The organism is Streptomyces sp. NPDC051913 (assembly GCF_044593635.1).
Taxonomy (GTDB): Bacteria; Actinomycetota; Actinomycetes; order Streptomycetales; family Streptomycetaceae; genus Streptomyces.
The window spans coordinates 58,411-74,659 of sequence record NZ_JBIUCI010000006.1 but is presented as its reverse complement, the minus strand read 5'-3'; the positions used below and the strand labels follow the sequence as shown (position 1 = coordinate 74,659).

Sequence of the window (16,249 nt, the reverse complement as noted above, 5' to 3'; positions counted from 1 at the left end):
CACCACTGCGCACGGTCAGCCGATAGAAGTCCCCGTGGCCGACAACGCCTCCGTCACCGGCTGGAAGAACGTCTCCCCACCGGAGGTGCAGTCACCGCTGCCCCCCGACGTCAGCCCGATCGCGTTGCTCCCCGAGAACAGCGACCCGCCACTGTCCCCCGGCTCCGCGCACACATCGGTCTGGATCAGCCCGTTGACGATGTCCCCGTTGCCGTAGTTCACGGTGGCGTCCAGCCCGGTGACGGTCCCGTCATGAACCTGCGTGGTCGACCCGCTCCGCGTGACCTTCATCCCGACCGTCGCCGATGCCGCGCCCGTGATCGCCTGCGCGGACCCGTTGTAGAGGTCCACCTCGCTCGGGTGATCGACCTCGGCCGTGTACTTGACCAGCCCGAAGTCGTTGTCAGGGAAGCTGGAGACCTCGTTGGTACCGATCTGCGTACCGCTGGAGTCCGACCAGGTCGTGATCGCCTCCGTGCAGTGCCCGGCCGTCAGGAAGTACGGCTCGCCGCCCTTGCTCACGTTGAACCCGAGCGAGCACCGCCCGCTGCCGCCGGTGATGGCGTCGCCACCGGCGATGAAGGGCTTGAACTCCCCCTTCGTGCGCTGGAGTTCCGCTGTCGCCCCGAGCCCGTCGACGACCTTCGTGAGCGTGGCCCACTCGGCGTCGGAGACCGTGCGGTCGGCGGTGACGACCACCTTGTTCGTGGTCGGGTCGGTCGCCCAGGACGTGCCCGGGATGGTCGCGTCGTCCTTGAGGGTCGTACGGGCTCCTCTGAGCTCGGCGAGGGAGTTCTCCACGACCCGCGCCTTCGCGCCGGCCTCCTCGACGAGCGAGGCCGCGGTCTCGTCGAGGACGTTGACGACGAGGGCCTTGCTCTTCGCGTCGTAGTACGTTCCCGCCGCGTCGGTGCCGAGTTCCTTGTCGAGCGTCGAGGCGAGGTTTCCGGCCGCGAGTGCCGAAAGGACCTTCGGCCCGGGGCTGTTCGCGGGCTCACTGGCGTTCGCAGTCTGGAAGGTGACTCCCGCGGCGACCAGTGCGGCGATGCCCGCACCTGCCGCGATCGCCCGCCGCCTGGGTATGCGTCGGTGCTTCAACTCGCGTCCTCCTGTGGGGGGTCGGCCCGGTCGGTTGTGGGGACCTCGTGGGCCGGAAGGCTGGTTGACGAGCGCCTACTCTTCCGAACCCCACAGGGAGTGCACAAGGTTGACTTCCGGACGCGCGTAGAACGCGATTGCACGCCCCCCTCACCTTGACCGCGGACAGTCAGACCAGGGGAATTCACACTGCAAACACTACGAGCGAGTAACCCCTCACCAACCCGTGAGGTCTAGTCCTGTCCGGAATTCGACCCTTCTTGGCCTGGATCCAAACGGGGCGCGGGGGACGGCCGTTGCTCCTGCACCGATTGCGGCGCCACGGCATGCCCCTGCTGCGCCTTCTCCAGGAACCTCAGCAGCTCCACCGGGAACGGCAGCACCAGCGTGGAGTTCTTCTCTGCCGCCACCGCCACCACCGTCTGGAGCAGCCGCAGTTGGAGGGCCGCCGGCTGTTCGGACATCTCCTTGGCGGCCTCGGCGAGCTTCTTCGACGCCTGGAGCTCCGCGTCGGCGTTGATGACCCGGGCCCGCCGCTCCCGGTCGGCCTCGGCCTGCCGGGCCATGGAGCGCTTCATGGTCTCGGGCAGGGAGACGTCCTTGATCTCGACCCGGTCGATCGTCACGCCCCACTCCACGGCCGGGCTGTCGATCATCAACTCCAGCCCCTGGTTGAGCTTTTCGCGGTCGGCGAGCAGATCGTCCAGCTCGCTCTTGCCGATGATGGACCGCAGAGAGGTCTGCGCCATCTGCGAGACGGCGAACCGGTAGTCCTCGACCCGCACGATCGCCTCGGCCGGCGCGGTCACCTTGAAGTAGACGACGGCGTCGACCCGCACCGTGACGTTGTCCCGGGTGATGCCCTCCTGCGCGGGCACCGGCATGGTCACGATCTGCATGTTGACCTTACGGAGCTTGTCGATCCCCGGGACGACCATGGTGAACCCGGGCCCGCGCACCTCCGGCCGGAGCCTTCCGAGGCGGAACACCACGCCCCGTTCGTACTGCTTGACGACCCGCGCCGCGGCCATCGCGTACACCACCCCGGCGGACGCGAGCGTCACTCCGGCCGCCACCAGCTCCTCGACCATCACGGCCCCCAGGGTCCGTCGTGGGCGTCCACAAGGGAGTACTGCCTGCACTACGAAGGTAACGCCGTCGTACGACCAAGGGGGAGCCCCCGCACGCGAGTCGCGTACGGGGGCTCGTGAACGCCGGGTGACACTGCCGACCGGGGTCCGGTGTCTAGTAGACGTGGACTCCGTACGCGCTCAGCGCCTCGGTGACCGGCTGGAAGAAGGTCGTACCGCCGGAGGTGCAGTTGCCGCTGCCGCCGGAGGTCAGACCGTAGGCGACGCTGCCGCCGTACAGCGGGCCGCCGGAGTCGCCGGGCTCGGCGCAGACCGTGGTCTGGATCATGCCGTAGACGATGTCGCCGCTGCCGTAGTTGACGGTCGCGTTCAGCGCGGTGACCCGGCCGCTGTGCGTGCCCGTGGTGGAGCCGCGCCGGTACACCGTGGTGCCGACGGAGGGCGTGGCGGCACTGGCGATGTCCTGGCTGCCCACGGCACCCGACTTGGTGACCGAGGTGTTCGTGTAGCGCACGATGCCGTAGTCGTTGGTCGGGAAGCTGGAGCCCGCGGTGCTGCCGAGCGTGGTCGTGTGGGACGAGTTCGACCACCAGGTGCCCGCGCCGTCGGTGCAGTGACCGGCGGTCAGGAAGTAGTAGTTGCCGCTGTTGTCCTGGACGTTGAAGCCCAGCGAGCAGCGCCAGCTACTCGCATAGATGGCGTCGCCGCCGGAGATCAGCTTCTGGAACTTGCCCGCGGTCTTCTTGATCGTCAGCGCACCGGCGTTGGCGCCGGCCTGCCGCTTGATCTTGGCGATCTCCGCCTTGGAGACCGTGCTGTCGACGGTGACGACGACCCGGTTGGTCTTGCTGTCGACCGCCCAGGCGGTACCCGGGATGTCGGCCTTGAGCACCGAGTTGTTGGCGCTCTTGAGCTGGGCGGTGCTGAACGTGGAGACGTCCGAGGCGCTCGCGTTGGGGATCGCGATCGCGGCGGCGGCCACGAGTCCGGTGGAAACGGCGATCAGCCGGGTCCGTCTCGTGATGCCGCTGCGGGGGGTGGTGCGCTTGATCCTCACTTTTCGTTCCCTCCCAGGGAGGTCGGGGGCCCGCGTGGGGTCGGGGCCCGTGAGGCGCAGCCAGGGGCCCCGAGGTCCGGATTCCGAACACGCCGTGCCCCTGACAAGCGCTGAGGGGGAGTATTCGGCCGAACGACCGGTAGACGCAAGGGCGCCTTTCGGCCGTCAACCTTTGAACCACCCATGACCTGGCCAAGAGTTGGCCATCTATCGGCCGAGGTTCCGCTCCCCCGCCTCGATGGCCGTGTCCAGGGTGTTGCCCGGCGGCGGGAAGGGGCAGATGAAGTGGTCGGCGAAGGCGCACGGCGGCAGCAGCGCACGGTTGAGGTCTACCGTCGTCCGCCCCTCGGCGTCCGGTGCGGCGGGCCGCAGGAACCGGAAGCGGAAGCTGCTCGTCCCGCTCGTCGTATCGCCGAAAACAGCCCACAGCGAGCCGTCCGCCTCGACGGTCACCTGGAGCGTCCGCTCCCGCCCGTCGAGGGTGAACGCCAGCTCCCCGCCGAGCCCGAGCCCGCGCTCCCGTCCGTCGGCGTTCGGCACGCGCACGGTGCGCTGTTCGTCGTACGGGGTGAAGCGCCCCGGCACCGACCAGCGCGGGTCGTACGGCGTGGCCTCGATGCCCCGGAAGGCGCGGCGCGCCTCGGAGGCGGGGTCGAAGTCCCGTACGCCCCACACCCCTTCGCGGACCAGCACCACCAACTGCCGCTCCCCCAGCGTGAGGTGGCCCCCGTCCGCGGCGAGCCGTGTCTCACCGCTCAGCGGCCGCCCGTCCAGGGTCAGCCCGTCGGCCTCGTCGGCCGTGAGCAGCACCGCGTCGCCGTCGATCCGCCAGCTCCCGGGGATGCCCGGGAGCCGGCCGTCCGGGTGGTCCTCCAGCCAGTACGTGCCAGTGAGCGAGAGCGGTCCGTAGGGCGCGGACACCGACTCGACACGGTCCTCGTGCCACTGCTTCCACGCGTCGAACGCGTCCGTTGTCATCCTGGTCAGCCTTTCCATGCCGGTTCCGCGAGCCCGAGGTGGGAGCGCAGGGTGGTGCCCTCGTATTCCGTGCGGAAGACCCCGCGCTCCTGGAGCAGCGGCACCACCCGGTCCACGAAGTCGTCGAGTCCGCCGGGGGTGAGATGCGGTACGAGGATGAAGCCGTCGGCGGCATCGGCCTGCACGAACGCGTCGAGTTCCGCGGCGACCGCCTGCGGGGTGCCGACGAAGGACTGCCGGCCGCCCGCCTCGATGACGGTCTCCCGGATCGACAGCCCCTTCTCCGCCGCGAGCGCCCGCCACTTCTCGGCGATCGCCACGGTGTCGCCGCGCCGGGTCCGCCCCTGGGTGATACCGGAGTCCGGCACGGGGTCGAGGTCGGGGAGCGGCCCGTCGGGGTCGTACGCGGACAGGTCGGTGCCCCAGATCTGCTCCAGGGTGAGCAAAGCGGTCTGCGGGGAGGTCTGTTGGCGCCGGATCTCGGCGGCCTTCTCCCGCGCGTCGGCGGCGGTGTCACCGAGGACGACGGAGACGCCGGGCAGGATCTTCAGGTCGCCGTGCGTGCGCCCGTACTTGGCGAGCCGCTTCTTCACGTCGGCGTAGAAGGCCTTCCCGGCCTCCAGCGAACTCTGCCTCGTGAAGATCACGTCGGCGGTGGCCGCCGCGAACTCCCGCCCCTCGTCGGAGTCCCCGGCCTGGATGACGACCGGATGCCCCTGCGGCGAGCGCGGCACGCCGAACTCGCCCGCGATGTCGAAGTGCCGCCCCCGGTGGGCGAACGGCCTGGACACCCCGTCCGGCGTCCAGGAGTCCCACAACTCCCGTGCCGTGGCGACGAATTCGGCGGCGCGCGTGTACCGGTCGGCCCGGTCGAGGAAGCCGCCGCGCCGGAAGTTCTCGCCGGTGAAGGCGTCGGAGGAGGTCACCACGTTCCAGGCGGCCCGTCCCCCGCTGAGATGGTCGAGGGTGGCCAGGCGGCGGGCCAGGTCGTACGGCTCGTTGAAGGTCGCGTTGACCGTCGCGGCGAGCCCCAGCCGCTCGGTGACGGCGGCGAGCGCGTTCAGCACGGCGAGCGACTCCGGCCGCCCGACCACGTCCAAGTCGTGGACGTGGCCCTTGTGTTCGCGCAGCCGCAGGCCTTCCGCGAGGAAGAAGAAGTCGAACAGACCCCGCTCGGCGGTGCGGGCGAGATGTTCGAAGGAGGAGAACTCGATCTGGGACCTCGACCGCGGATCGGCCCACACGGTGGTGTTGTTGACGCCCGGGAAGTGGGCGGCGAGATGGATCTGCTTCGTCATGAGGCGTCCCCCGCGTTCGCGTACTGGTTGGCGGGCCGGGCGAGTCCCAGGTGCTCCCGGAGCGTGCTGCCCGGATAGAAGGTGCGGAACAGACCCCGGTGCTGAAGCAGCGGAACCGTGCCGTTGACCAGCCGTTCCAGGTCGCGGCGGGGTGCGGCGGGCGTGAGGTGGAAGCCGTCCACGGCACCGGCCGCGTGCCAGGAGGCGATCAGTTCGGCGAGGTCGACGGGACCGCCCCGGTACAGCGGGCCCTGCGCGGTCTGCCGGGGGCCGCCCCCGCCATGGCCCGGCTCGGCCGCGTGCTCCCCGTCACCGAGGTCGGCGAGGAGGCTCACCAGAACCCGCAGCTCGTCCGGGTTCCTACCGAACCGACCGGCGTCCTTGCGGAGTTGGTCACGTACGGCACCGGCCTGCGCGGCGTTCGCCACCCGCACCAGCGCCACGTCGGCGTACCGGGCGGCGGTGCGCCGGGCGTGGCCCTCGGTGGCGTCGACGACCCGGACGGGGTGGCCCTGCGGGGGCCGGGGCACGATGGAGGGGCCCCTGACCGAGAAGCCCGAGCCCTCGAAGTCGACGTGGTGCAGCTTGTCCCGGTCGATGAAGCGGCCGGTCGGCACATCGCGGATCTCGGCGTCGTCCTCCCAGCTGTCCCACAACCGCGCGGCCACGTCGGCCACTTCACCGGCCTCCCGCCACAGCTCCTCGGCGGGGGCGGCGTGCCGGCGGCCGAAGAGCCGGGCCTCGCCCTCGGTGGTGGAGACATCGAGCCGCCAGCCCGCCCGACCCCGGCTGACCCAGTCGAGGGTGGCGACGGCGGCCTGCACATGGAAGGGCTCGGTGTGTGTGGTGGTGACGGTCGGGACGAGGCCGACGCGGCTGGTGGCGGGGGCGACCCGCGACAGCACGGACAGGGCGTCGGGGCCGGGGCGGGCGAAGGTGTCGTCCAGCGTCACGAAGTCGAGGACGCCGTGCTCGGCGAGGCGGGCCAGGTCGACGTAGGAGGCGGCGTCGTACACGGCGGACTGGTCGACGGCGGCGGAGAGATGCAGCATCACAGCACCTTCGAGAGAAAGGCCCGCGTGCGGTCGTGCCGCGGGTGGTCCAGCACCTCGCCCGGCGGGCCCTGCTCGACGATCCGTCCGTCGTCCATGAACACCACCGTGTCGGCGACCTCCCGGGCGAATCCGATCTCGTGGGTGACGACGATCATCGTCGTGCCCTGATGGGCCAGGTCCTTGATCACGTCGAGGACTTCACCCACCAGCTCCGGGTCGAGCGCGGACGTCGGCTCGTCGAACAGCAGCAGCTTCGGCGCCAGCGCCAGCGCCCGCGCGATGGCGACCCGCTGCTGCTGTCCGCCGGACAGCTGCCGGGGGTAGGCGTCGGCCTTCTCGGCGAGCCCCACCCGGTCGAGCAGCTTGCGCGCGCTCTCGACGGCCTCCTTGCGGGGACGCTTCAGCGCCGAGACCGGCGCCTCGATGACGTTGTCCAGCACGGTGAGGTGCGGAAAGAGGTTGAAGTTCTGGAAGACGAAGCCGATCCGCGTGCGCTGCCGCAGCACCTCGCGCTCGGGCAGCTCGTACAGCCGGTCGCCCGAGCGCCGGTAGCCGATCAGAGCCCCGTCCACGCTGATCGCGCCGCCGTCCACCTTCTCCAGGTGGTTGATGGTGCGCAGCAGCGTCGACTTGCCGGAGCCGGACGGACCGAGGATCACGGTGACCTCGCCGGCGCGCACGGTGAGGTCGATGCCCTTGAGCACTTCGAGGGAGCCGAAGCTCTTGTGGACGGACCTGATGTCGACCATGACGGTCATGGGTGGGGTTCCTCGCGAACGTAGGGGTGGGGGGTCTGGGGCGGACCGCTCGTACAGCGGGCCCGGGTGCTCATGCCGCCGCCCGTCCGGCCAGTGCGCCCAGGAACTGCAGCGCCGCCCGCGCGGTCGCGTCGTTCTGCCGGAACGCGGGCCCGCCGGTGCGGGGCCGGGTGAAGGCGCCGGGGGTACGGCCGTCGGTGTAGGGGCCGAGGGCGAAGCGCCGGGGGTGCGGCCGGCCGTTCCGGTCGAGGATCCGCCCGTCGGCGGGGTCGACCCGGAGCAGCCCGTCGGGCGTCTCGGCGGCCCCGTCGGCGTGCAGTTCCCGCAGCAGCGTGTCCCTGGCCCGCCCGACGGTGGGTTCCGGCAGCCGCGCCTCGACCAGCGCCCGCGCCTCGACGAAGGCCCCCGGCACGGTCGCGCTCGACGCCCGGAACACCCCGCCCGCGGCGGTGACGCTCATGTCGGCGCCCACGAACTTCAGGACACCGGCCCGGGACAGCGCCAGCAGCTGTCGCAGCCGTGGCCCGGGCGGCCCGGACGCCAGATAACTGAAGAACCCGTGCCACCAGGGCGGGACACCACCGAGCCGGATCAGCTGCCCGTAGACGGAGAGCAGCCCGAGGAAGACCGCCAAGTCGGGGCTGTACGACGGATCATGACGTCGGCTCAGGTCCCGCTCCACATACCTCCGAAGTCCTTCCTGGAACTCCTCGTACGACCCGTACCGCACCCCCTCCAGCGGCCGGTCGAGCGCCGTCAGGTCCAGCCGGTCGGCGGGATCGGGCACGGCGGACGCGACCAGCGCCTGTACCTCCGCCTCTCCCTCGGCCGCCGCGTACTTCTCCTCGAAGTCGGCCCAGGCGACGGAGGTCCGCTCGGGGTGGACGTCGAAGAGCCGGTGGTAGTGGGCGAACCCCAGCTCCTTCTCCACCAGCGGCCACACGTCCCGCCGGAAGTCGAACCCACCGGGGCGCGCCAGCAGTTCGTCCACCTCGGCCGGCCCGAAGAAGCGGGGCAGCGGCGGGCGGTCGCCGGTCCACTCGTACCCGATCTTCGAGTGGTACGGCACTCCGCGCCGCGATCCGACGTACAGCACCGGCTCCCGTCCCGAGGGCACATACGCGTCCCCCTCGTAGCGTCCGCCGCGCCCCTCGGTGAGCAGCACCATCAGGTCGACGAAGGCCAGTCCGAAGCCCCGGACGAGGACCGGCTCGCCGGGCGCGAGCGCGGACAGGTCGCTGTCGGCGGTGAAGTCGGGCGGGAGGTGGACAAGGCCGTGTTCCCCGGCGTAGGCAGCCAAGTCACTTTGTTCATCGTCGAGTTCGGCGTCCAGATGGCCGAGGGAGAGCACGACCAGGTCGGCGAGCAGCGGGCGCGGACGGCCCTCCAGCCACACCTGCTGACGTCCCTCGCGTGGACCGCCGATCCGCAGGGCACGCCGTGGGTGGTGGTGGACGCGGATGCCGTCCGGCAGGTCCGCCACCGCCCGCTCGTGCACCCAGCGCAGGTAGGAGCCCTGGAGCTGCCGGTCGGCGAAGGTGGAGCCGTCGATGCCGGCCCACTCGTGCAGGGTGGGCCCGGAGCGCACGGGGCCCTCCATGGTCACCGTCTCGTCGGTGAACATGGTGACGTCCTCGGCGTGCGAGTTCATCCACAGCAGCGGCGACTGGGCCGCCCGCCAGATGCGCCCGGCGCCCGGCGGGTGCGGGTCCACCAGATGAATGTCGAAGCCCTCGTCGGACAGGCCCGAACCGGCATACAGCTCAGGCGCGTTGGCGGCGATCCGCTCGATCAGACCGGTCCCCCGCGGACCGGCCCCGACGATCACCAGCGTGCCCCGGCTCATCGCGCCGTCTCCGAGCCGCGCGCGTAGTACCGCTCGACGTAGTACTGGCCGACGCTGAGCACCGAGGTGACGACGGTGTACCAGACGGTGGCCACCATCAGCAGCGGGATGACCTCGTAGGTGCGGTGGTAGACGAGCTGCACCGAGTAGAGCAGGTCCTGCACGGCGATGACGCTGACGATGGAGGTGCCCTTGAGGGTGCCGATCAGCATGTTCCCGGCGGGCGGCACGATGGAGCGCATCGCCTGCGGGAGCACGATCCGCCGCCAGCGCCGCAACCGGCTCAGCCCGAGCGCCTGCGCGGCCTCGACCTGCCCCCGGTCGACGGAGAGGATGCCGCCGCGCACGACCTCGGCGGCGTACGCGGCCTCGTGCAGGGTGAGCCCGATGACGGCGACGGTGATCGGCCCGAGCAGATCGACGGTCTTCACGCCGAGGATCTGCGGGTACAGCGCCCCGATGTTGAACCACAGCAGCAGCTGCACCAGGATCGGGATGGACCGGAACAGCCAGACGTATCCCCAACTGACGCTTCTCAGCACCGGGTTGGCGGAGAGTCTGGCCGCGGCGAGCAGGGTGCCGAGGGCGAAGCCGAGCACCATGACCACGGCGGTCAGCCAGAGGGTGAGCCACAGACCGCGCAGCACGGACCGCGAGGTGAAGTACTCGGCGACGACGTCCCACTGGAACGCGTCGTTGCGCAGGACCGAGTTGACGGCGAGAGCGAGCAGCACCAGTACGGCGACGGCGGCCGCCCACTGACCGGGGCGGCGCTGCGGGACGATCCGCAGGGAATCCGCGTCCTCGGGTATGTCCGGGGTGGCGGGGGCTTTGGCGAGGGTGTCGGAGGACATGCGAAAGCTCCGTGTGGACGGGCGCCTTCACATACGGCCGAGCCCCTCAGCAGGGCCGCCTTTCGAGACTACGGTGCGGTTTCCCCACACTGTCAAGGCTGTCCACACTGTGAGCCGTACGTCTCAGGTCAGTTGACGCACAACCGGATGCCTGTTCCACTTGGCCCATGCATCCACAGCAGTGGCTGGTCAAGCGCTCCCACATCGACCTCGGTCGCGTGTGGTCCTCTTCCTGTTGAGCTGACCCCCTGCGCGCCCCGGTGACCGGGGCGCCTTTTGCGCATTCACCCGCTCCACCTTCTTCCTTTCTCCTTCCTCGCCTTCACACGCGCCCTCCCCTCAGTCAGCGCTTTCCTCGCTCACAGGAGACAGTCCCGCCATGCGTACGCCTTCGCGCGCCCGAAATAGACTTGTCGTTCCCTTTGTCGCGATCTCCGCGGCGACGCTGCTCCTCACCGCCTGCGGCTCAGGCACCGACGACGACGCCGTGAACGCCGCGGCGAAGTCGGACGGGATCCCCACCACGGACGTCGTCTCCCCCATCAAGAAGGACGAGGCGGCGGCCAAGTTGCTGCCGTCCGGCACCACCAGCCTGACCCTCGCGGTCAGCGTCTCCGGCCAGCCCCCGGGCACCTCGATCCTGGACGACGGCAAGACCCTGGCGGGCCAGGACGTCGACTTCGCGAACGCCGTCGCCAAGGTGCTCGGCATCGGACTCAAGACCCAGCAGGCCAGTTTCGAGGCGATCCTCCCGGCCCTCGACAGCGGCAAGTACGACCTCGGCGTCGGCAACTTCGGCGTGACCGACGAGCGCCGCAAGACGATCGACTTCGTCACCTACATCAACGACGGCCAGGGCTTCGCCACCCGCAAGGACAGCAAGCTCACCGAGGTCACCGACCTCAAGCAGCTGTGCGGTCTGAACGTCGCGACCGGCGCGGGCACCACCTTCGAGGCGACGCTGGAGGAGAACAAGCACCTGTGCACCGACGCCGGCGACAAGGCGTACAAGGTGCAGACGTACAACGAGCAGGGCGCGATCTGGTCCTCGCTCCAGCAGGGCCGAAGCGACGTCGTGATGTCCACGATCAACGGCTTGCGCTACGCCGTGGCCCACCAGAGCGGGGTCAAGTTCCTCAACGAGTACCACCGCCTGGACGTCGGCTTCGCCTTCAAGAAGGACACGAAGCTGACACCGGCGTTCCAGGCGGCGGTGAACAAGCTGATCGAGGACGGTACGTACGCCAAGATCCTGAAGAAGTGGGGAACCTCGGGCTCGGCGATCACCAAGTCGGAGATCTCACCGCCGGAGCTCAAGGACTGAGGACGGGCCTCAACACCCGCAGTCGCAGCCGCAGTCGCACCCGTCACAGCAGTCGCCGCAGCCCTCGCAGCAACTACAGCAGTCGCAGCAGTCCCCGCAGTCGGACCCGCTGCACAGCCCTTCCCGCCGCTGCCGGCTCCACGGGTCCTCGAAGGTCCCGCAGCACATCTGGCAGGTGCACGCGAGCCCCATCCACACCGCACACCCCGCGAGCAGCCCACGCCGGTCCCGGCGGGGCGGCTCCGGGGGCGGCGGGACTCCGGGACCACCGGGGCCCGCAGGCGCGTAGGGCGAGGACATCACGGCGCCGTGCCCACACGAGGACGACCCGAAGGCCCGGTCCACGGACCCTCGCAGCTCGTGCACGAGCAGCACATGGGCCAACTTGGCGTCGGAGAACTCGACCTCCCGCAACGCCAGCCGGATCCCGTGCACGGCGTCGTCGGCGAGCCGTCGCGCCTCCGTCAGGGACGTCCCCGTGGCCGTCAGCGGGTTCCAGGCGCCCGACGTGGCGTCAGTTTCCCTGTCCTCCACGGCGTCCAGCAGATGCGCGAGCCGCCCGAAGAGCCGCCCGGCCTCGGCGAGCGGTGCGGCGTTGCCCGGCCGTCCGGCCAGAACGGCCGTGTGCGCGAAGGCGGCGGCGGTCGCGGTCTCGGTCGGTTCGGTCACGGTCAGGATCGGCGTCCCGAGCCCGGCGAGCGTCTCGATGCCGAGCTGCCGGTCGACCGCGTCGACGAGCACGGCGGTGTCGAACCCGACGGCGGACCCACTGCGCGCCCCGGCCGCACCCCATCCGGCCGCCACCCGGCGCGCCGCGAGCGCGACCGGCTTGCGGGCCAGCAGCCCGTCCCCGTCGGCGACATGGTCCCGGACCTTGGCCGAGGCGAGCACCAGCGAGACGGCGGCGGAGAGCCGCGCCCCCTCACCGTTGGCGACGGAGGCGGTACGCATGCCACGCAAGGGGCAGGGCCCCGCCGTACGCCTGCCGCTGCCCTCCCCGGCGGCCTGAGCCTCCGTCAGAACCGATATGAGCAGACCGTCATAGTTGGTGACGATCCGCGCGAACTGCCCGTGATCCTTGCGCAGCGCGAGGCACAGCCCGCACAAATGCGCCATCCACTGGGTCTTGAGACTCTCACCGAGCCGATGACGGCAGGGCCTGACGATTCCGAACAAGACGATCCCCCGTGGTTCGTACGACGTTGAGCGGCGGCATCGTATCGACTCGAACCGGCCGGCTCGTTCACCCGTACGCCCCGCACATCACCCATACGCCGTGAAGAATCATATTTCACTCACAGTCAGCAGCCGTATGGGAAACGACCCTTGGGGCACCCGGGCTCTGTACGGATTCGCTGTGCACCAGTACCGTCACAAACCCCCCGCGCGGCGTCTATCCACTTGGCGTGACGTCCGCATCATGGATGACCATAGGGATGCGGAAAGCAAAACAGACCGCTGTGAGAGGAGGCGTCCATGGGATCGGTGCGCAAGGCGAGTGCCTGGCTGGGCCTCGTTGACGACAACGATGACGAGCGTTACTACGACGACGACGGATACTCCGAAGGGACCGAGGCCGGGGATGCCTGGGTCACCGACCCCCGGGTCAAGGTGGCCTCGGACGTGGCCGAGGAGAAGGGCCGTCGCATCGGGACGGTCACCCCGGACAGCTTCCGGGACGCGCGCGCCATCGGCGAGCTCTTCCGGGACGGGGTTCCCGTCATCATGAACCTGACCGCGATGGAGGCCGCCGACGCCAAGCGCGTCGTCGACTTCGCGGCCGGCCTGATCTTCGGACTGCGCGGTTCGATCGAGCGTGTCTCGACCCGCGTCTTCCTGCTGACCCCCGCCAACACGGAGATCGTGAACGGCGACCCGGCCGCGCACCGCACGGACGGTTTCTTCAACCAGAGCTGAGGCAGGGCCGCTCACCGGCCCTGCCCCGCGCAGGGTTCACCGGAAGGCATCCAGCCCGGTGAGCGCCTTGCCCAGTACCAGTTGGTGCATCTCGACGGTCCCCTCGTACGTCAGCACCGACTCCAGATTCGTCGCGTGCCGCATCACGGGGTATTCGAGGGAGATCCCGTTGGCACCGAGGATGGTCCGCGAGGTCCGGCAGATCTCGATGGCCTCACGTACGTTGTTGAGCTTGCCGAAGCTGACCTGCTCGGGACGCAGGCGGCCGGCGTCCATGCGCCGCCCCAGATGATGGGCGAGCAGAATCCCCTTGTGCAGTTCGACCGCCATGTCGGCGAGCTTGGCCTGGGTCAGCTGGAACCCGCCGATGGGCCGCCCGAACTGCTCCCGCGTCTTCGCGTAGGCGACAGCGGTCTCCAGACAGCTCCGCGCGGCCCCCATCGCGCCCCACACGATCCCGTACCGGGCGTGCGAGAGACAGCTCAGCGGCCCCTTGAGCCCGACGACCTCCGGCAGCACCGCGTCCGCGGGCAGCCGTACGTCATCGAGGACCAGCTCACTGGTGACGGACGCCCGCAGCGACCACTTGTGCTTGATCTCGGGCGCGGAGAACCCAGGACTGTCAGTCGGCACGACGAACCCGCGCACCCCCTCGTCCGTCTGCGCCCACACCACGGCGACGCCCGCCACCGAGCCATTGGTGATCCACATCTTGCGCCCGTTGAGCACCCAGTCCGAGCCGTCCCGCTTGGCGTGCGTCCGCATGGAGGCGGGGTCGGACCCGTGGTCGGGCTCGGTCAGCCCGAAGCAGCCGATGACCTCACCGGCGGCCATGCGCGGCAGCCAGGCCTGCTTCTGCTCCTCGCTCCCGAACCGATGAATGGCGTACATGGCGAGGGAGCCCTGCACGGAGACAAGGGAGCGGATCCCCGAGTCGGCGGCCTCCAGCTCCAGACAGGCGAGCCCGTACTGCACCGCGCTGGCCCCGGCGCATCCGTACCCGTCGAGCGACATCCCGAGCGCCCCGATCCCGCCGAGCTCCCGGGCGAGCTCGCGGATCCCGGGCAGCTCGCCGCTCTCGTACCACTCCGCGACATAGGGCAGCACCCGGTCCGCGGCCCAGGCCCGCACGGTGTCGCGAACGGCCAGATCCTCAGGCTCCAGCAGATCATCGATACCGAGCGGATCGGCGGGATCGAACGGCGGCGGCTTCGAGGCCCCAGACATGGCAACACCCTCCGACACAGAAAACTAGCGCTGCTAATCAGTGCTGGGGCCCGACGTTACCCGCAGCCGCCAACGACGCGAAACCCCCACGGGAAACGCCCATCCTCCAGCCAACAGTCCCGGGCGGTGCGCGGGTCGGAGGTTCACGCGGAGACGCGGGACTCCATGACGTCCCTCGGCGCCGGAACCTCGACCGGCATCGCCTCGCACTGCATGACCCGCGGCAACCGCAACGCCATCACCGCCCCCAGCAGCAACAGCCCCGCACTCACCAGCAACGTCACATGCAGCCCGTGCACGAAACAGTCCCGAGCCGTTTGACGCAGGGTCTCACCGGCGGACCCGCCCAACCGACCCGCCACCTCGTACGCCTCGCCCAGCGAATGCCCCGCCGCAGCCGAAGCCGACGCCGGCACCCCCTGCACGGACGACAGTCCAGGCGTATACGCGGCGTTCATCACACTGCCGAGCAGCGCGATACCGATACCCGCGCCCAACTGGTACGACGTCTCCCCGATCGCCGCCGCTCCGCCCGCCTGCTCCACCGGAGCCTCGCTCAGCATCGACTCGTACGCCCCGAACAGCGTCGTCTCCAGCCCGAACCCGAGCAGCACGAACCCGAACAGCAGCAGCGGCGCGTTGTCCTCGCCGCCCATCGCGAGCAGCGTCAGCACCGAGACCGCGGTCAGACAGAACCCGAAGCACACCATCCGCCGCGGCCCGAACCGCCGCAGCATCCGCGCCCCGGCCAGCCCGGACGCCATCGCCGCGACGGTCAACGGCAGCAGCCGCAACCCCGTCTCCAGCGGCGAGAGCCCCAGCACCAGCTGGAGATACTGCGCCGCGATCAGCTCAAGGCCCACCAGCGCGAGCATCGCCAGCACGATGCAGCAGACGGAGGTGGAGAAGGCGGGCCGCGCGAACATCCGCAGGTCCACCAGCGGATGCGTACGGCGCCTTTGTCGTCGTACGAAAAGAACCAGCAGCACGGCGCCCAGCACCAGCGGCACCGCGGTGATCTCGTCGAGTTCGCCGCCGCCGAGCCGCTTCACGCCCAGTACGAGCCCGAACAGACCGGCCGCCGCCATCAGCGCGCCGACCACGTCCCACGGGCCCTGGCCGCTGCCCTTCGACTCGGGCAGCAGCAGCCGGCCGACGGGCAGGCTGACCAGCATCAGCGGAATGTTGACCAGGAAGACCGAGCCCCACCAGAAGTGCTCCAGCAAGAAGCCACCGAGCAGGGGACCGACCGCCGCGCCCACCGCGGCCACCGCGCTCCAGATGCCGATCGCGAGCGCCCGCTCGCGCCGGTCGGGGAAGACCTGGCGGAGGATGGAGAGCGTCGCGGGCATGATCATCGCGCCGCCGACACCGAGCAGCGCCCGCGCGAAGATCAGCACCTGTGCGTTGTCGGCGAGGGCGGCCAGACCCGAGGCGACGCCGAAGAGGGCGTACCCGAGCAGGAGGACCCGTCTGCGGCCGACCCTGTCGCCGAGCGTGCCGAAGAGGATCAGCAGCGAGGCGCAGACGAGGGGGTAGACGTCGACGATCCAGAGCAGCTCTATCGCGCCGGGCTTGAGGTCCTCGGTGACGGCGGGGACCGCCACATGCAGCACGGTCGCGTCGACCGCGACCAGGAGCAGGCTCACACAGAGGACGACGAGGACGACCCAGCGGTTGGCACCGGCCCCGGCCGCCCGACGGCGCAGCGCTGCGGCGGCCGTGGTCGTCCCGGACATGTACGTA

General features: G+C 70.2%; 14 protein-coding genes. 2 read left to right on the top strand and 12 right to left on the bottom strand.

Annotated elements, in window-relative coordinates:
- Positions 1-15: 15 nt before the first annotated feature.
- The 9 genes from ACIHIX_RS19675 to ACIHIX_RS19635 form a co-directional block, all read right to left on the bottom strand.
- Complete coding sequence (locus ACIHIX_RS19675) at positions 16-1,098, bottom strand: S1 family peptidase (protein ID WP_399957511.1); 1,083 nt, start codon at positions 1,096-1,098, stop codon at positions 16-18.
- Between the two features lie 233 nt (positions 1,099-1,331).
- Positions 1,332-2,189, bottom strand: coding sequence for a slipin family protein (locus ACIHIX_RS19670; protein ID WP_399958556.1), 858 nt, complete (start codon positions 2,187-2,189; stop codon positions 1,332-1,334).
- A 154-nt stretch (positions 2,190-2,343) separates the two neighbouring features.
- Positions 2,344-3,246 carry a S1 family peptidase gene (locus ACIHIX_RS19665; RefSeq protein WP_399957509.1) on the bottom strand — a complete coding sequence of 301 codons (903 nt, stop codon included), beginning with the start codon at positions 3,244-3,246 and terminating at the stop codon, positions 2,344-2,346.
- Between the two features lie 207 nt (positions 3,247-3,453).
- Positions 3,454-4,224, bottom strand: a complete 771-nt coding sequence (locus ACIHIX_RS19660; RefSeq protein ID WP_399957507.1) for a DUF1684 domain-containing protein — start codon at positions 4,222-4,224, stop codon at positions 3,454-3,456.
- 5 nt (positions 4,225-4,229) lie between these two features.
- A complete protein-coding gene (locus ACIHIX_RS19655; RefSeq protein WP_399957505.1) occupies positions 4,230-5,522 on the bottom strand; it encodes an NtaA/DmoA family FMN-dependent monooxygenase in 1,293 nt (430 codons plus the stop codon).
- Positions 5,519-6,574: an LLM class flavin-dependent oxidoreductase gene (locus tag ACIHIX_RS19650; RefSeq protein ID WP_399957503.1), complete on the bottom strand. Its 1,056-nt coding sequence runs from the start codon at positions 6,572-6,574 to the stop codon at positions 5,519-5,521. The genes ACIHIX_RS19655 and ACIHIX_RS19650 overlap by 4 nt, the downstream gene beginning before the upstream one ends.
- Positions 6,574-7,335 carry an amino acid ABC transporter ATP-binding protein gene (locus tag ACIHIX_RS19645; protein ID WP_399957500.1) on the bottom strand — a complete coding sequence of 254 codons (762 nt, stop codon included), beginning with the start codon at positions 7,333-7,335 and terminating at the stop codon, positions 6,574-6,576. Before ACIHIX_RS19645 ends, ACIHIX_RS19650 begins: the two co-directional genes overlap by 1 nt.
- Positions 7,336-7,405: 70 nt before the next feature.
- Positions 7,406-9,181 (bottom strand): FAD/NAD(P)-binding protein, encoded by a 1,776-nt coding sequence (locus ACIHIX_RS19640; protein WP_399957497.1) that lies wholly within the window; start codon positions 9,179-9,181, stop codon positions 7,406-7,408.
- A complete protein-coding gene (locus ACIHIX_RS19635; RefSeq protein ID WP_399957494.1) occupies positions 9,178-10,035 on the bottom strand; it encodes an amino acid ABC transporter permease in 858 nt (285 codons plus the stop codon). The genes ACIHIX_RS19640 and ACIHIX_RS19635 overlap by 4 nt, the downstream gene beginning before the upstream one ends.
- Positions 10,036-10,414: 379 nt before the next feature.
- On the opposite strand from ACIHIX_RS19635, the gene ACIHIX_RS19630 reads away from it, so the two are divergent.
- Entirely contained in the window at positions 10,415-11,359 is a 945-nt protein-coding gene (locus ACIHIX_RS19630; RefSeq protein WP_399957491.1) for an ABC transporter substrate-binding protein, read from the top strand.
- 9 nt (positions 11,360-11,368) lie between these two features.
- Here ACIHIX_RS19630 and ACIHIX_RS19625 read toward each other — a convergent pair whose 3' ends face one another.
- Positions 11,369-12,535 (bottom strand): DUF5685 family protein, encoded by a 1,167-nt coding sequence (locus ACIHIX_RS19625; protein WP_399957488.1) that lies wholly within the window; start codon positions 12,533-12,535, stop codon positions 11,369-11,371.
- 300 nt (positions 12,536-12,835) lie between these two features.
- Here ACIHIX_RS19625 and ACIHIX_RS19620 point away from each other — a divergent pair, with 300 nt between their 5' ends.
- Positions 12,836-13,276 carry a cell division protein SepF gene (locus ACIHIX_RS19620; protein ID WP_059196663.1) on the top strand — a complete coding sequence of 147 codons (441 nt, stop codon included), beginning with the start codon at positions 12,836-12,838 and terminating at the stop codon, positions 13,274-13,276.
- A 36-nt stretch (positions 13,277-13,312) separates the two neighbouring features.
- On the opposite strand, the gene ACIHIX_RS19615 is transcribed toward ACIHIX_RS19620, so the two are convergent.
- Both ACIHIX_RS19615 and ACIHIX_RS19610 read right to left on the bottom strand, forming a co-directional pair.
- Positions 13,313-14,503 (bottom strand): acyl-CoA dehydrogenase family protein, encoded by a 1,191-nt coding sequence (locus ACIHIX_RS19615; protein ID WP_399957484.1) that lies wholly within the window; start codon positions 14,501-14,503, stop codon positions 13,313-13,315.
- Positions 14,504-14,646: 143 nt separating this feature from the next.
- Complete coding sequence (locus ACIHIX_RS19610) at positions 14,647-16,242, bottom strand: MFS transporter (RefSeq protein ID WP_399957481.1); 1,596 nt, start codon at positions 16,240-16,242, stop codon at positions 14,647-14,649.
- Between the last annotated feature and the right edge of the window lie 7 nt (positions 16,243-16,249).